Origin of the sequence: Micrococcus sp. KRD128 (assembly GCF_017168395.1) — a bacterium.
Lineage (GTDB): Bacteria > Actinomycetota > Actinomycetes > Actinomycetales > Micrococcaceae > Micrococcus > Micrococcus luteus.
Genome location: NZ_JABFAX010000008.1, coordinates 128,382 through 142,892 on the forward strand (window position 1 = coordinate 128,382; position 14,511 = coordinate 142,892).

Annotated in this window: 11 protein-coding genes and 1 riboswitch; of the genes, 5 read left to right on the top strand and 6 right to left on the bottom strand. The window is 71.5% G+C overall.

What is annotated here, in order from left to right; genetic code table 11:
- Positions 1 to 2: 2 nt before the first annotated feature.
- The 4 genes from J1M44_RS03995 to J1M44_RS04010 form a co-directional block, all read right to left on the bottom strand.
- Complete coding sequence (locus J1M44_RS03995; protein ID WP_095695293.1) at positions 3 to 836, bottom strand: thermonuclease family protein; 834 nt, start codon at positions 834 to 836, stop codon at positions 3 to 5.
- A gap of 117 nt (positions 837 to 953) precedes the next feature.
- The gene (gene gcvT, locus J1M44_RS04000; RefSeq protein WP_144824626.1) at positions 954 to 2,120 is read right to left on the bottom strand and encodes a glycine cleavage system aminomethyltransferase GcvT; all 1,167 of its coding nucleotides are present in this window, start codon (positions 2,118 to 2,120) and stop codon (positions 954 to 956) included.
- A gap of 12 nt (positions 2,121 to 2,132) precedes the next feature.
- Positions 2,133 to 5,069 carry an aminomethyl-transferring glycine dehydrogenase gene (gcvP, locus tag J1M44_RS04005; RefSeq protein WP_065572888.1) on the bottom strand — a complete coding sequence of 979 codons (2,937 nt, stop codon included), beginning with the start codon at positions 5,067 to 5,069 and terminating at the stop codon, positions 2,133 to 2,135.
- Positions 5,070 to 5,231: 162 nt separating this feature from the next.
- Positions 5,232 to 5,348, bottom strand: a riboswitch (glycine riboswitch).
- Positions 5,349 to 5,568: 220 nt separating this feature from the next.
- Positions 5,569 to 6,840, bottom strand: a complete 1,272-nt coding sequence (locus J1M44_RS04010; protein WP_095695290.1) for an Nramp family divalent metal transporter — start codon at positions 6,838 to 6,840, stop codon at positions 5,569 to 5,571.
- Positions 6,841 to 7,039: 199 nt separating this feature from the next.
- Here J1M44_RS04010 and J1M44_RS04015 point away from each other — a divergent pair, with 199 nt between their 5' ends.
- Both J1M44_RS04015 and J1M44_RS04020 read left to right on the top strand, forming a co-directional pair.
- Positions 7,040 to 7,411 carry an ectoine synthase gene (locus J1M44_RS04015; protein WP_036316136.1) on the top strand — a complete coding sequence of 124 codons (372 nt, stop codon included), beginning with the start codon at positions 7,040 to 7,042 and terminating at the stop codon, positions 7,409 to 7,411.
- Positions 7,412 to 7,494: 83 nt separating this feature from the next.
- The gene (locus J1M44_RS04020; protein WP_049146719.1) at positions 7,495 to 8,235 is read left to right on the top strand and encodes a YoaK family protein; all 741 of its coding nucleotides are present in this window, start codon (positions 7,495 to 7,497) and stop codon (positions 8,233 to 8,235) included.
- On the opposite strand, the gene J1M44_RS04025 is transcribed toward J1M44_RS04020, so the two are convergent.
- Positions 8,210 to 9,418, bottom strand: a complete 1,209-nt coding sequence (locus tag J1M44_RS04025; RefSeq protein WP_144824625.1) for an acyl-CoA dehydrogenase family protein — start codon at positions 9,416 to 9,418, stop codon at positions 8,210 to 8,212. The two genes, J1M44_RS04020 and J1M44_RS04025, sit on opposite strands and share 26 nt — an antisense overlap.
- A 150-nt stretch (positions 9,419 to 9,568) precedes the next feature.
- Between J1M44_RS04025 and J1M44_RS04030 the strand changes: the two genes are divergently transcribed.
- Positions 9,569 to 11,350 (top strand): AMP-binding protein, encoded by a 1,782-nt coding sequence (locus J1M44_RS04030; RefSeq protein ID WP_144824624.1) that lies wholly within the window; start codon positions 9,569 to 9,571, stop codon positions 11,348 to 11,350.
- A gap of 79 nt (positions 11,351 to 11,429) precedes the next feature.
- Complete coding sequence (locus J1M44_RS04035; protein WP_144824623.1) at positions 11,430 to 11,987, top strand: MarR family winged helix-turn-helix transcriptional regulator; 558 nt, start codon at positions 11,430 to 11,432, stop codon at positions 11,985 to 11,987.
- 29 nt (positions 11,988 to 12,016) lie between these two features.
- On the opposite strand, the gene J1M44_RS04040 is transcribed toward J1M44_RS04035, so the two are convergent.
- On the bottom strand, positions 12,017 to 12,790 hold the full coding sequence (locus J1M44_RS04040; RefSeq protein ID WP_144819937.1) for an SDR family NAD(P)-dependent oxidoreductase: 774 nt from the start codon (positions 12,788 to 12,790) through the stop codon (positions 12,017 to 12,019).
- A 179-nt stretch (positions 12,791 to 12,969) separates the two neighbouring features.
- Between J1M44_RS04040 and J1M44_RS04045 the strand changes: the two genes are divergently transcribed.
- Positions 12,970 to 14,496, top strand: a complete 1,527-nt coding sequence (locus J1M44_RS04045) for a CoA-acylating methylmalonate-semialdehyde dehydrogenase (protein ID WP_144824622.1) — start codon at positions 12,970 to 12,972, stop codon at positions 14,494 to 14,496.
- Positions 14,497 to 14,511 lie beyond the last annotated feature (15 nt).

Here is a 14,511-nt window from a genome sequence, read left to right on the forward strand (position 1 = left end):
GGTCAGCCGCGGGCCGCGATCTCGTTGCGCCGCGTGTTGAGGTCCTTCAGGACCTGCATCCCGTGCTCCACCACCGGGTCCGCCTCGGCCAGGAGCGAGTCCTTGGCCGGGCCGTAGGCGAGGTCGGCGAACGTGCCGTTCTCCGGGTCGAGGGCCCGGACCTCCTGCTGCACCAGGCGCACCTGGTCCAGGCCGGCCGCGTACTCCACCGATCGCTCGTCGATCTTCGTCAGGGACGCCTCCGCGTCCTCCGGGATCTGCTCCAGGGCGAACTGGGCCTCGTAGAGCAGGTTCTGGTACGTGCAGGGCTCCTCGATGTCGTAGAGCCCCACGCCACGGCCCACGGCCTCCTGATTGGCCTGGGCGATCTCCTCCGCCAAGCGCTCGCTGACGGCGACCTCCGTGGGGGCGCCCATGCCGGCCTCCGCCATGGCCACGTTGACGGTGCCGCCGCCGATCGAGATGACCGCGCTCTCCATCCCCTCGGGCGCGCCCTCGTCCGAGGTGGTCATGCTCGCGGTCGCCCCCTGCGGCAGCCGATCACGCAGCCAGGCGTAGGACTCCTCCCCCATGCAGAGGTTGGGGCCGACCTTGAGGCCCTCCGGGTTGCGGCCCGCGCTCGTGACGCCGGCGAGGACCACGGTCCGCTCGGTGCCGCCTTGGTTCACCACCACGGTGTTGCCGTCCAGCACGGTGACGATGTCCACGCGGGCGGCGTCGGCGGCCACGCCGCGGAGGACGGTGACGATGCCCAGCAGGAGCAGGACGGCGGCGACGGCGAGGAAGACCAGCAGCCCCTTCAGGGGGACCCGGGCACGGGCGGCGACGTGAGTCATGCGGACTTCCTGCAGGTGGACGGCGGGACGGGGGGCCGCGACGACGGCCCGGAGCCCGAGTCTAGCGAAGGGCCCCGGGACCGCCGAGCGGCGGGCCGAGGGACGGCTGCGTCGGGCTCAGCGCTCCCGGCGGTAGAACGGCGTGGCCACCACGGTGAACGGCTCACCGCGGCCGCGCAGGTCCACCTGCAGGGACGTGCCCTCGGCGGCCACGTCGCGGCGGACGCGGGCCAGGGCGATGGGGTGTCCGAGGGTCGGGCTGGGGGCGCCCGAGGTCACCTCGCCCACCCGCTCGCCGGACTCGTCCAGCACGGCGTAGCCGTGCCGGGCGGCACGCCGGCCCGCACCCTGCAGCCCCACGACGACCTCCTCGACGTCGTCCTTGCCGACCAGCGCGGACCGGCCGACGAAGTCGGCCTCCTTGCTCGCGGGCACCGCGAAGCCGACGCCGGAGGCGTGCGGCTGGTGCCCGGTGTCCAGCTCGTTGCCGTAGAGCGGCATGCCCGCCTCGAGGCGCAGCGAGTCCCGCGAGGCGAGCCCGCACAGCGTCAGTTCCACGCCCGCCTCGTCCGCGGCCGAGAGCATCGTGTTCCACACGGCGGAGCCGCGGTCACCGGCCTCGGCGGTGGAGGCGGCGGGCAGGAACAGCTCGAAGCCGTCCTCACCGGTGTAGCCGGTGCGGGCGACGACGGCGGTGACGTCGCCGGCGTCCGTGGGCACGGTCAGGGTCAGGTGGCCGTAGTACTTCAGCTCGGCCAGCTGCGCCGCGGCCTCGGGCATGGCCCGGGCAAGGATCGTCTCGGCCTGCGGGCCCTGCACGGCCACGAGGGCGGTGGTCGAGGACTCGTCCTCGACGACGGCGTCCCAGCCCGACGCCCGCTGGTTCAGGGCGGTGTGGACCGCGGCGATGTTGCCCGCGTTGGGCACCACCAGGTAGTCGGGCTCGGAGCCGGCCTCGCCGTCGTCCATCCGGTAGACGATCGTGTCATCCAGGATGGTGCCGGCGTCCGTCAGGCACAGGGCGTACTTGGCGCGGCCGGGCTTCAACGTGGAGAGCACGCTCGAGAGGGCGTAGTCCAGCATGGCCCCGGCCTCCGGGCCGGTGACCCGGATCTCGCCCATGTGGGAGAGGTCGAACAGGCCTGCGGAGGTGCGGACGGCCTTGTGCTCGGCCAGCTCGGAGCCGTACTTCAAAGGCATGTTCCAGCCCCCGAAGTCCGTGAACGTGGCGCCCGCGGCCTCGTGGACCGGGTGCAGCGGGGAGTTGCGCGTCGAATCGCTCATGGGGTGATCCTCTCAGTCCTCGTCGGCGGTGTCGGCCACGGCGTCCTCGAACGCCTCGGGCGGCGGGCACGAGCACACGAGGTTGCGATCGCCGTAGGCGCCGTCGATGCGGCCCACCGGCGGCAGGTACTTGTCCAGACGCAGGCTCGGCACCGGCGTGCCCGCCTGGGCGCGCGAGTAGGGGCGGTCCCATTCGTCGGCCATCAGGACGTTGAGGGTGTGCGGGGCGCGGCGCAGGACGGAGTCCGCCACGGTCTCCGGGGTGACGGCGGTGATCTCGGCGTGGATGGCCTCCATGGCCTCGATGAACCGCTCGATCTCCTCGAGGTCCTCGGACTCGGTGGGCTCCACCATGAGCGTGCCCGCCACGGGGAACGCCAGGGTCGGGGCGTGGAACCCGTAGTCGATGAGGCGCTTGCAGACGTCCTCGGCGGTCACGCCCGTGCGGGCCGTGAGCTCGCGCAGGTCGAGGATGCACTCGTGCGCCACGAGGCCGTCGTTGCCCGTGTACAGCGTCGGGTAGAGGGGCGCGAGGCGGCGGGAGATGTAGTTGGCGCCCAGCAGCGCGTGCTCGGTGGCGGAGCGCAGGCCCTCGGCGCCCATCAGGTGGATGTAGGCCCAGGAGATGGGCAGCACGCCGGCCGAGCCGTGCGGGGCCGCGGTCATCAGGGCCTCGCGGGAGGGCAGGTACGGCACCAGGTGCTCGCCCACCGCCACGGGGCCCACGCCCGGGCCCCCGCCACCGTGCGGGATGCAGAACGTCTTGTGCAGGTTCAGGTGGGAGACGTCTCCGCCGAACTCGCCCGGCTGGGCCAGGCCCACGAGCGCGTTGAGGTTGGCGCCGTCGATGTACACCTGGCCGCCCGCGGCGTGCACCGTGGCGCAGACCTCCTTGACGTCGGCGTCGTAGACGCCGTGCGTGGAGGGGTAGGTGATCATGATGGCCGCGATGCGGCCCTCGTTCGCCGCGATCTTGGCGTCCAGGTCGGCGGCGTCGATCGTGCCGTCGTCGGCGGTGGCGACGACGACGACCTTCAGCCCCGCCAGCACGGCCGAGGCCGCGTTGGTGCCGTGGGCGGAGGCCGGGATCAGGCAGATGTCCCGCTCACCCTCACCGCGGGCCAGGTGGTACTGACGGATGGCCCACAGGCCCGCGAACTCGCCCTGCGAGCCGGCGTTCGGGGCCACCGAGACGCCCGCGTAGCCGGTGATCTCGGCGAGCTTGGCCTCCAGGTCCGTGATCAGGAACCGCCAGCCCTCGGTCTGGTGGTCGGGCGCGAACGGGTGGATGGAGCAGAACTCGGGCCAGGAGATGGCCTCCATCTCCGCGGTGGCGTTGAGCTTCATGGTGCACGAGCCCAGCGGGATCATGGTGCGGTCCAGCGCCAGGTCGTAGCCGGAGAGGCGGCGCAGGTAGCGCAGCATCTTCGTCTCCGAGTGGTGGGTGTTGAACACCGGGTGCGTCATGAACGCGGAGGAGCGGCGCAGCGCCTCCGGCACGGCCGGGGTGGCCACGGCGCCCTCGTGCGCGGAGGCCGGCAGGGAGCCCGCGTCCAGGCCGAACGCCGTCAGGACGGCCACGAGGTCGGCGTCGACGGTGGTCTCATCGGCCGCGATCCGCAGGGTGTCCGCGTCCACCAGGCGCAGGTTCACGCCGTTCTCCTCGGCGGCCTGCAGGACCTGCTCGGCCCGGCCGGGCACGCGGACGGTGATCGTGTCGAAGAAGTGCTCCTCGGCGACCTCGACGCCGCCGGCCCGCAGCGCCTCCGCCAGGCGGACGGCCTGGGCGTGGGCGTGGCGCGCGATGCGGGCGATGCCCTGGGGGCCGTGGTAGACGGCGTACATCGAGGCGACGATCGCGAGCAGCGCCTGGGCGGTGCAGATGTTGGACGTGGCCTTCTCGCGCCGGATGTGCTGTTCGCGCGTCTGGAGGGCGAGGCGGTAGGCGGGCTTGCCGGCGTCGTCGTGGGAGACGCCCACGAGGCGGCCCGGCATGCTGCGCTGCAGGCCCTCCTTCACGGCCATGTAGGCGGCGTGGGGGCCGCCGAAGAACAGGGGCACGCCGAAGCGCTGCGTGGAGCCGACGGCGATGTCCGCGCCCTGCTCCCCGGGCGGGGTGATCAGGGCGAGGGAGAGGATGTCCGCCGCGACGGTCACGAGGGCGCCGGCCTCCTTGGCCTGCGCGATGACGGCGGCGTGGTCGTGGATGCGGCCGGAGTCGCCGGGCTGCTGCAGCACGACGCCGCACAGGCCCTTCTCCTCGACCTCGGCGCGGACGTCCTCCGGGATGCCTGCGGAGAGGTCGGCCACGCGCACGTCGATGCCCACGGCCTCGGCGCGCAGGCGCACCACGGAGAGGGTCTGCGGGAAGAGGTCCGCGTCGAGGAGGGTGACGCCGTCGGTCCTGCGGCGGTTGGCGCGGTGCATGAGGAGCACGGCCTCGGCGGCGGCGGAGGCCTCGTCCAGCAGAGAGGCGTTGGCGATGTCCAGGCCGGTGAGGTCCTGGACCATCGTCTGGTAGTTCAGGAGGGCCTCGAGGCGGCCCTGGGAGATCTCCGGCTGGTACGGCGTGTAGGCCGTGTACCAGGCCGGGTTCTCCAGCACCTTGCGGAGGATGACGCCCGGGGTGACGGTGTCCGAGAAGCCCTGCCCGATCATCTGGGTCTTCATGACGTTGCGGCCGGCGATCTCGCGCAGCTGCTCCAGAACCGCGGACTCGGTCAGCGGGGCGGGCAGCTCGAGGGGCTTCGGCTGGCGGATGCCGGCGGGGACGGCGGTGTCCACGAGGGCCTCGAGCGAGTCGTAGCCCAGGGTCTGCAGCATGTGCTCGACGTCCGCGGGGCGCGGGCCGATGTGGCGGGCCACGAAGGGGGCCGAGGCGGTGTCCTTGGGCTCGACGCGCTCGTGGGGCAGCGCGGTCGTGCTCTCGGTGGTCTGGGGGCTGGTCACGGGGTACCTCCGGGGGGATCCTGCCGTGGTCACGGCGTGGGTCTGCTCCTCCCCGCTCTGTCATGGACCTGAGAGTTTCCGACGCCCGGGTGGGCGGCTTGCACCGTCGGTGGTCTCGGTCCGGACGCGGGCGCGGCGGAGTGAGACGCTTTCCAGAGCGCCTGACCCCACGCGGTACGGATGCCTGAGAGATTCCCGGGGAGGGTTTGCTCCTTCGGCGGCCTGCTCACGCGGCCGGCCGGGGCAGGACGCGCGCCGACGCTCTCCCGCGCGGGGCATGCGGCGTGCCGTCAGTATCCCACACGTGTAGGCCGCGTCACAGGGCCGCCGGGAGGGGTCGAGACGGGGCGTGTCGGAGCGCTTTCGTTGACGAAACGGCGGCGTGTCGAAGCGCTTTCGTTCAGGAAACGGGTGACGGGAGGAATGACTCAGTCGCATGCCGTCGGCTCACGACAGTCGGTAAGGGACGTCATTCGGCGGCGCGCGTCATCGCCGGGCCTCAATCCCACAGCCCGGCAAGCCCGCCCAGCTGGTAAACCGCGAGCCCGATGACGACAAGACAGACAAGCCCTCCCAGGGCGTTGGCCAGTGGGCCGTTCCGATGCGAGCCCATCAGCCGACGACTGTTCATCACGACCATCAGGAACACGGCCACGATGGGCAGGAGAAGCCCGTTCGCCGCCTGTGCGATGACGATGACCTCCGTGGGATTCGTTCCCGTCAGGGCAATGACGGCACCGATCGCAAGGACTGCGCCCCACACGATGCGAGCAGGGACGCTGCGCAGATCGGTGTCCTGGCCCAGTGTGCCGGCAATCGCGTACGCCGCGCCGAGCGGGCCAGCTACGGCGGACGTGAACCCGGCCGCGAACATGCCCGCCGCGAACACCCAGCCAGCCGCGTCCCCGAGGAGGGGTTCCAGGGCGGAGGCGAGGTCCCGACCGGTCTCGGCCTGCATGCCCTTGACGTACATCCCACCGAACGCCGTCGCCATCACGGCCAGAGTGATGACACCTCCGACGGAGATCGACACCGCCGTGTCCGTCCTCGCCGCTCGGAGAGATTCCCGCGAATCCAGACCCGGCCCCCATTTCTCCTGCACCAAACTCGCGTGCAGGAAGAGGTTGTAAGGGACCACGGTGGTCCCGATCAGTGCGACCGCCAGCAACGCCGTGCCGGGTGGCAGCCGGGGAATGAACATGCCCATCAAGAGGTCGCCGATCGGAGGCTGAACTAGGACAGCAGTGACGATGAACAGCAGCCCCAATAACCCGACCATGACGGTCAGCACCCGCTCGATCAGTTTGTAGCTGCCCGTCCAGAGCAGAACGCCGATCGTGAGGACGATCCCGATGACGACCACGGGCTGGCTGAGTCCGGTCACACTAGTCAAGGCGAGGGCGGTGCCGACTGTGTCACCGCCGGCGTAGGACGCCCCTCCGATGCCGATCGCCGCGACGACGAGGATCGCCATGACAAGTCGTGCCGGCACCGAGGAGAACACCTCGCGCAGAGCGTGTCCCAGACTCATGCGGGTCGCGAGGCCCAGCCGTCCCGACATCTCCTGCAAGACGATGGTGGCCAAAATTGAGAAGACGACAGCCCAGGCCAGGACGAATCCCTGCTCGGCACCGGTAACGATGGAGGTTGTGATGGTCCCCGGCCCGATGAAGGACGCGGCGATGATTAGCCCCGGACCGAAACGACTAGGCCTCTCGTCTTGGGGCAACACCTCATTGGAGAACCGGCCATCCCTCGCCTGCGTTGCCATTGCGTCTCCTCCATCTCCGGGCCGCATGGGTCAAGATGAAGCGTATGCCAGGTGTGATACACATCATAGTGGATCTGGACTATTTCATCCCATATGAGCCCTCACGTGTTGCCCCTCACAGTCTGAGACGGGCATCCCTACGATGGAGCCAGGGCTACGGCCCCTTGCCCGACCCACAGAGCTCGCCGAAAGGAACGCCATGTACACCCGCAGCCGGAACGACGTCGAGAAGGTCGAGTGGGGCGGAGGCACCTCCGAACGCCTCCTCACCGCGAAGGACGAGATGGGCTTCGCCGTCGCCCACACGATCGTGCGCGCCGGATCGTCCTCGAAGCTCCAGTACCGCAACCACCAGGAGGCCTGTTACTGCATCGCGGGCAACGGCTCCGTGGTGGAGCCGGACGGCACCGTTCACGAGATCACGCCGGGTGTCATCTACGTCCTGCCGGACCACGAGCCGCACGACCTGCGCGGCGGCACCGAGGACATGCACCTGATCTCGGTGTTCAACCCCGCCATCACCGGCGACGAGAAGCACACCCTGTCGGAGGACGGCTACTCCAGCTACTGAGCCCGGGCACGGTGACGGGAGGCGTCGACGACGGCGCCTCCCGCGTCGGCGCCGACGGCGGCGTCCGGTCGTAGGGTGGCGGGGTGCTCAACCTGTGCGCCCCCGAGCGCACCGTGCGCCGCAACACCCACCTGGCGCTGGTGCTGACCGCGATCGCGGGGATCCTCAACTCCGTGGGCTTCGTCGCCGTGGCCACGTACACGTCCCACATGACGGGGATCGTGGCGTCCATGGCGGACGCGGCGGTCCTCCACGCCCCGGGTCTGGTCGGCACGGGCCTGCTCGCGCTGGCCATGTTCATCCTGGGCGCGGTCGTCTGCGCGCTGGTGTTCAACTGGGGCCGGGTCAACGGCCTCCGGTCGCGGTACGCCAACATCCTCCTGCTCGAGGGCGTCGGCATGCTGGTGTTCGGCCTGCTCGCCGAGCACGTCCGCGATGCGCACCGGCCGCTGGTCGTGGTGGCCGTGCTGTGCTTCACCATGGGCCTGCAGAACGCCTTGATCACCCGCATCGGGGCGTGGCCGATCCGCACCACGCACGTGACGGGCATGGTCACGGACATCGGCGTCGAGCTCGGCAAGATCCTGTACCGCAACGGCCCCGGGGCCGCGGCCCCCGTCGTCGGGGAACCGCGGCGCGTGGGACTGCTGGCGCTGCTCGTGGCCCTGTTCTTCCTGGGCGGGGTGGCGGGCGCGGCCGGCTACCTCTGGCTGGGCTTCGAGGTGGTCATCCCGGTGGCCGGCGTGCTGCTGCTCATCGCCCACCGCCCGCTGATCCAGGACCTGCAGGACGCGTGGCTCACACGAAAGCCGAGACACCGGTGAGGGCCCGCCCCACGATCAGGGTGTTCATGCCGTAGGAGCCCTCGTAGGAGTAGATGGCCTCCACGTCCCCCATGATCTTGGCGATCTCGTGCTCCGTGAGCAGGCCGTTGCCGCCGAGGGCGTCGCGGGCGAGCGCCGCCGAGGACCGGGCCAGCCGGGTCGAGGTGGCCTTGGCCATCGCCGCGTGCATCATCTCCATCCGCCCCTCCTGCCGCAGGGCGTCCACCTGGAGCATCATCCCGGCGGAGGCGGCCAGGTTGCCGGCGACCTCGGCGATCTGGGCCTGGATCAGCTGGAACGCGGCCAGCGGGCGGCCGAACTGCTCCCGCCGCAGCGCATAGGAGCGCAGCACGTCCAGCACGCCCATCTGCGCGCCGACGCCCTGCCAGCCGACCCACATGCGCGAGTCGCGCAGCAAGGCACGGGTGGCGGCGAAGGTGGTGGCGCCGGGCAGGATCGCGTCCGCGGGCAGGCGCACGTCCAGGGTGATGTCCGCGTTCTGCATGATCCGCAGGCCCATCTTCCCGCTGATCTTGGTGGCCTCGTAGCCGGGGGTGTCGGTGGGCACCACGAAGCCCTTGATCTCGCCGTCGGCGGTGTCGCGCGCCCAGACGAGCGCGACGTCGGCGATCGTGCCGGCCCCGATCCAGCGCTTGGCACCGCGGATGACCCACTCGTCGCCGTCGCGGGTGGCGGTGGTGGCGAGGCCGCCGGCGATGTCCGAGCCGTGGTCCGGCTCCGTGAGGCAGAACGCGCCCAGGGCGTCGAAGGATTCGAGGCGCCCCTGCCACGTGGCCTTCTGCCGCTCCGAGCCCAGGCCGGCGATCATGCCGAGGTTGAGCTCGTTGTGGATGCCCACGAGGGCGGACAGGGACAGGTCCACGCGGGCGATCTCCGCGTGCACGAGCTGCTGGAACAGCGAGGACGAGCCGTCCAGGACGAGGCGCCCCAGACCCAGCTCGGCCAGGCCCGGCAGCAGGTCGAACGCGAACTCCTCGGCGTCCCAGTACCGGGTCAGGTGCGGCCGCACGCGGGTCTGGAGGTGGTCCTCGATCGCGTCGAGCTGGGCACGCTCGGCCGGCTCGAGGCGGTCCCGCAGGCGCAGCAGGTCCACGTGGGGCAGGCCGGGGGTGACGGCGGGCGCGCCGGAGGCGGGGACGGGGCGGTCGGCGATGGCGGTCATGGCTCTCCTTCGGGGGCGGTCCGACGACGGCGGGCGGTTTCGCCGCGAATCCGACTGTAGGACTTCCAACTATCCAGGTCTGCCAGTAGTGTTCCAGATCACAGACCCCCGGCCAAGGATCCGTTCAGCAGCCATCCCGAGGAGGGACCCATGACCGTCCAGGACCCCACCGCCGTCGCCGCCCCGTCACCGACGGAGGTGTTCCGCGCGGCCCGCGACCTGCTGGTCGAGTGCCAGACCGACGACGAACGCGCCCTCGCCGAGTTCGAGTGGCCCCACTTCGAGCACTTCAACTTCGGCTTCGACTGGTTCGACCGCCTGGCCCAGGACCCGGCCCGCGCGGACGTGCCGGCGCTGATCATCGCCGAGGACGACGGGCGCAGCACCGAACGCACCTTCGCCGAGCTCTCCGCAGCCTCCAACCGGGTGGCGAACTGGCTCTCCGCGCAGGGCCTGCGCCGCGGCGACCGCCTCATCCTGATGCTGAACAACCAGGTGGAGCTGTGGGAGTTCATGCTCGCCTGCATCAAGCTGCGGGTGGTCATGGTGCCCACCACCACGCAGATGACCTCCGGGGACCTCGAGGACCGCGTGACGCGCGCCGGCGCCGCGTGGGCCGTGGCCGGCGCCGAGGACCTGGCCAAGTTCGCCGGCGTCGGCGAGGGCCTGCACCTGGTGCACGTGCCGGGCGTCTTCGCGGAGGGCCCGGCGCGCCGCGCTCCCGAGGTCGCCGGCCACACCGTGCTCTCCTACGACGACGCCGCCGACGCCGCCACCGAGCTGGCCCCGGCCGAGCCGACCCCCGCGGACGAGACCCTGCTCTTCTACTTCACCTCGGGCACCACCTCGAAACCGAAGCTCGTGGAGCACACCCACACCTCGTACCCGGTCGGCCACCTCACGACGCTCTACTGGATCGGTCTGGAGCCGGGCGACGTGCACCTCAACGTGGCCTCCCCGGGCTGGGCCAAGCACGCGTGGTCCAACTTCTTCGCCCCGTGGATCGCGGAGGCCACGATCTTCGTGCACAACGCCCGCAAGTTCGACCCCGCGGCCCTGATGGCCAACATGGAGCGCTACGGCGTCACGAGCTTCTGCGCCCCGCCCACCGTGTGGCGCATGCTCATCAAGGCGGACCTGGCGCAGCTGACGACCCCGCCGACCAAGACCATCTCCGCGGGCGAGCCGCTCAACGCCGAGGTGATCGACCAGGTGCACAAGGCGTGGGGCACCACGATCCGCGACGGCTTCGGGATGACCGAGACCACCTTGCAGATCGCCAACACCCTCGGCCAGAAGGTCGTCATCGGCTCGATGGGCCGCCCGCTGCCCGGCATGGACGTCACCCTGCTCGACCCGCTCACGGGCCAGGAGGCCGAGGAGGGCGAGATCTGCCTGCGCCTCGACCCGCGTCCGGTGGGCCTGCTGAAGTCCTACTACGGCAACCAGGAGAAGACGGACGAGGTGTTCCGCGACGGCGTCTTCCACACCGGTGACATCGCCCGCCGCGACGAGAACGGCGTGCTGACCTATGTGGGGCGCGCGGACGACGTCTTCAAGTCCTCGGACTACAAGGTGTCCCCGTTCGAGCTGGAGTCGGTGCTGGTCAAGCACCCGGCCGTGATGGAGGGCGCGATCGTCCCCACCCCGGACGAGCTGCGCCTGGCCGTGCCGAAGGCCTTCGTCACCCTCGCCCCGGGCCATGAGCCCACCGCGGAGACCGCCCGGGCGATCCTACAGTTCACGCTCACCCAGCTGCCCCCGTACAAGCGCATCCGGCGCATCGAGTTCCTCGAGCTGCCGAAGACCATCTCGGGCAAGATCCGCCGCGTGGAGCTGCGCAAGGCCGAGGTCGAGCGCGCCCAGACGGGCGCCGCTCCGGACGGCTACGGCACCGAGTTCCGCGAGGAGGACCTGGACCTGCAGCGCTGACCGGGCCGTTCCCCGCCGCCGCCCCGTCCTCGTCCGGCGGTGGCGGGGGACCCCCGGTGCGCCGCTAGTCTGGAGCGCCATGAAGAAGCCACCCCTCGCCCAGGACCCCATCCGGGAGGCCGCCCGGAACTGGGAGCGTCACGGATGGGGTGACGTCGCCCGCCCGATGGCCGCCATCACCTCGATCATGCGGGCCCAGCAGATCCTGCTGGGTCGGGCGCAGGCCGCGCTCAAGCCCTACGGGCTCACCTTCGCGCGGTACGAGCTGCTGGCGCTGCTGAACTTCTCGCGCGAGAAGCGGATGCGGATGTCCAAGGCGTCCGCGCTCCTGCAGGTCCACCCCACCTCGGTGACCAATGCGGTGGACCGGCTCGAGGCTGCCGGGCTGGTGGAGCGCACCCCCCACGAGTCGGACCGCCGCGCGCTCGTGCTCGCCCTCACGGACGAGGGCCGGCGCGTCGCTGTCGCCGCCACGGAGACGCTCAACGCCGAGGTCTTCGGCCGCTCCGGCTTCGACCCGGCGGACGTGGACACCCTCATCGACGTCCTCGGCCGGTTCCGCGCCGAGGCCGGCGACTTCGAGGCCGACGGCCCCGACGCCGGCGCGCCCACGACGGCGGAGCACACCTCCTCCTGACGCGCCCTCCGGCCTCCGGACCGTCCGGCTCAGCGGGGCTCGAGGCGCACGGCGCCGTCGAGCCGGATGACCTCGCCGTTCAGGAACGGGTTGGACACGATCTGCTCGACGAGCAGCGCGTAGTCCTCGGGTCGGCCGAGCCGGGCCGGATGCGGGGTCTTGGTGGACAGCGCCTCGCGGGCGGCCTCGGGCAGGCCGGCCATCATGGGCGTCTCCATCAGGCCGGGGGCGATCGTGACCACACGGATCTGCGAGGAGGCGAGCTCGCGGGCCGCGGGCAGGGTCAGCGAGACCACGGCGCCCTTGGAGGCGGAGTACGCGATCTGGCCGATCTGCCCGTCGTAGGCCGCCACGGAGGCGGTGTTGACGATGACGCCGCGGTCCTCGCCGAGCGGCTCCTGCGCCTTCATCGCGGCGGCGGCCTGGGCCATCATCGACACGGTGCCGACCGCGTTGATCGCCAGGACCCGGCTCAGCACCTCGGCGGACAGCGGCCCGTCGCGACCCACGAGCTTGCCCGGCGTCGCCACCCCGGCGCAGTTGACCAGCACCCGCAGCGGCCCGGCCTCCAGCGCGGCGGCCACGGCCTCCCGGGCGGTGTCCTCGGCGGTGACGTCGCCCGTCACGAAGCGCGCACGGGGACCGAGGGCGGCCACAGCGTCCGCGCGGACGGTCTCGCCCTCGCGGTCCGGCAGGTCCACCACCACGACGGCGGCGCCCGCGTCCGCCAGGCGGCGGGCGGTGGCATGGCCGAGGCCCGAGGCCCCGCCGGTGACGATCGCGCTCTGGTTCGACAGGTCCATGGGCGGACCCTCCCTTCCTCCTCGGGATACCCCCCGAGTTCGATAGTTGCATGTCCTACGTTCTCATCTTAGATTAGCGGATGAGTAACCCAGATCACACGCACGGCCGGGGCCGCCCCGCCCGCCGTGGGCGGCGCCGCCCGGCGTCCGCCTTTCGCCTGGACCCGCGAGGAGCCCCCATGTCCGAGAAGACCGCGCCCACCGAGACCGCCCCCGTGATCCCCCACTTCGTGCACGGCGAGCGGCGCGAGGGCGCCTCCGGTCGGCACAGCGACGTCTACCACCCGGCCACGGGCCGCGTGGCGGGCCGCGTGGCGCTGGCCTCCGCCGAGGAGATCGACGCCGCCCTGGCCTCCGCCGAGGAGGGCTTCGCAGCGTGGTCGAGGCTGAACCCGCAGCGCCGCGGCCGCATCCTCCTGCGCTGGGTGGACCTGATCAACGAGAACATGGACGAGCTGGCCACCGTGCTCGCCCAGGAGCACGGCAAGACCTTCCAGGACGCCCAGGGCGACATCCAGCGCGGCATCGAGGTCGTGGAGTTCGCCGCGGGCGCCCCGCACCTGCTCAAGGGTGAGTTCACCGCCGACGCGGGCACCGGCATCGACGTGCACTCCATCCGCCAGCCGCTCGGTGTGGCCGTGGGCATCACGCCCTTCAACTTCCCGGCGATGATCCCGCTGTGGAAGGCCGGCATCGCCCTGGCGGCGGGCAACGCGTTCGTCCTCAAGCCCTCCGAGCGCGACCCCTCCGTGCCGGTGCGCCTGGCCGAGCTGGCCCTCGAGGCCGGCATGCCCGCCGGCGCCCTCAACGTGGTGCACGGCGACAAGGCCGCCGTGGACGCGCTCATCGAGGACCCGCGCGTCAAGGCCGTCGGCTTCGTCGGCTCGACCCCGATCGCGCAGTCCATCTACGCGCACGCCGGCCGCATGGGCAAGCGTGCGCAGTGCTTCGGCGGGGCCAAGAACCACGCCGTGGTCATGCCGGACGCGGACCTCGAGATGGCCGCCGACGCCCTGGTGGGCGCCGCCTTCGGCTCCGCGGGCGAGCGCTGCATGGCGATCTCGGTGGCCGTCCCGGTCGGCGAGGAGACCGCCGACCGCCTGATCACGCTGCTCCGCGAGCGCGTGAAGGACCTCAGGGTCGGCCCGTCGCTCGAGGCGTCCTCGGACTTCGGCCCCGTCGTCTCGAAGGACGCGAAGGAGCGCATCGAGGGCTGCATCGCGGCCGGCGTCGAGGCGGGCGCCGACCTGGTCGAGGACGGCCGGGGCGTCGTCGTCGAGGGCCACGAGGACGGCTTCTACGTGGGCGCCACCCTGTTCGACCGCGTCACCCCGGAGATGAGCATCTACCGCGAGGAGATCTTCGGCCCGGTGCTCTCCGTGGTCCGCGCGAAGGACTACGAGGAGGCGCTCACGCTCGTGAACGAGCACGAGTTCGGCAACGGCGTGGCCATCTTCACCCGCGACGGCGACGCCGCCCGCGACTTCTCCACCCGCGTGGACACCGGCATGGTCGGCGTGAACGTGCCGATCCCCGTGCCGATCGCCTACTACACCTTCGGCGGCTGGAAGGCCTCCGGCTTCGGCGACCTGAACCAGCACGGCACGGACGGGCTGAAGTTCTACACCAAGACGAAGACCGTCACCACGCGCTGGCCCTCCGGCGTGCGCGAGGGCGCCAGCTTCGTGATGCCGGCCGGCTCGTGACCGCCCCGCAGCCCG

What these genes read in the sequence shown, in the direction of transcription:
- J1M44_RS04030 (WP_144824624.1), top strand. Translation starts at nt 9,569, where the DNA reads ATGACCGTCCAGGACCCCACCGCCGTCGCCGCCCCGTCACCGACGGAG.
- J1M44_RS04010 (WP_095695290.1), bottom strand. Translation starts at nt 6,840, where the DNA reads ATGGCAACGCAGGCGAGGGATGGCCGGTTCTCCAATGAGGTGTTGCCC.
- J1M44_RS04035 (WP_144824623.1), top strand. Translation starts at nt 11,430, where the DNA reads ATGAAGAAGCCACCCCTCGCCCAGGACCCCATCCGGGAGGCCGCCCGG.
- gcvT (WP_144824626.1), bottom strand. Translation starts at nt 2,120, where the DNA reads ATGAGCGATTCGACGCGCAACTCCCCGCTGCACCCGGTCCACGAGGCC.
- J1M44_RS04040 (WP_144819937.1), bottom strand. Translation starts at nt 12,790, where the DNA reads ATGGACCTGTCGAACCAGAGCGCGATCGTCACCGGCGGGGCCTCGGGC.
- J1M44_RS04025 (WP_144824625.1), bottom strand. Translation starts at nt 9,418, where the DNA reads ATGACCGCCATCGCCGACCGCCCCGTCCCCGCCTCCGGCGCGCCCGCC.
- J1M44_RS03995 (WP_095695293.1), bottom strand. Translation starts at nt 836, where the DNA reads ATGACTCACGTCGCCGCCCGTGCCCGGGTCCCCCTGAAGGGGCTGCTG.
- J1M44_RS04045 (WP_144824622.1), top strand. Translation starts at nt 12,970, where the DNA reads ATGTCCGAGAAGACCGCGCCCACCGAGACCGCCCCCGTGATCCCCCAC.
- J1M44_RS04015 (WP_036316136.1), top strand. Translation starts at nt 7,040, where the DNA reads ATGTACACCCGCAGCCGGAACGACGTCGAGAAGGTCGAGTGGGGCGGA.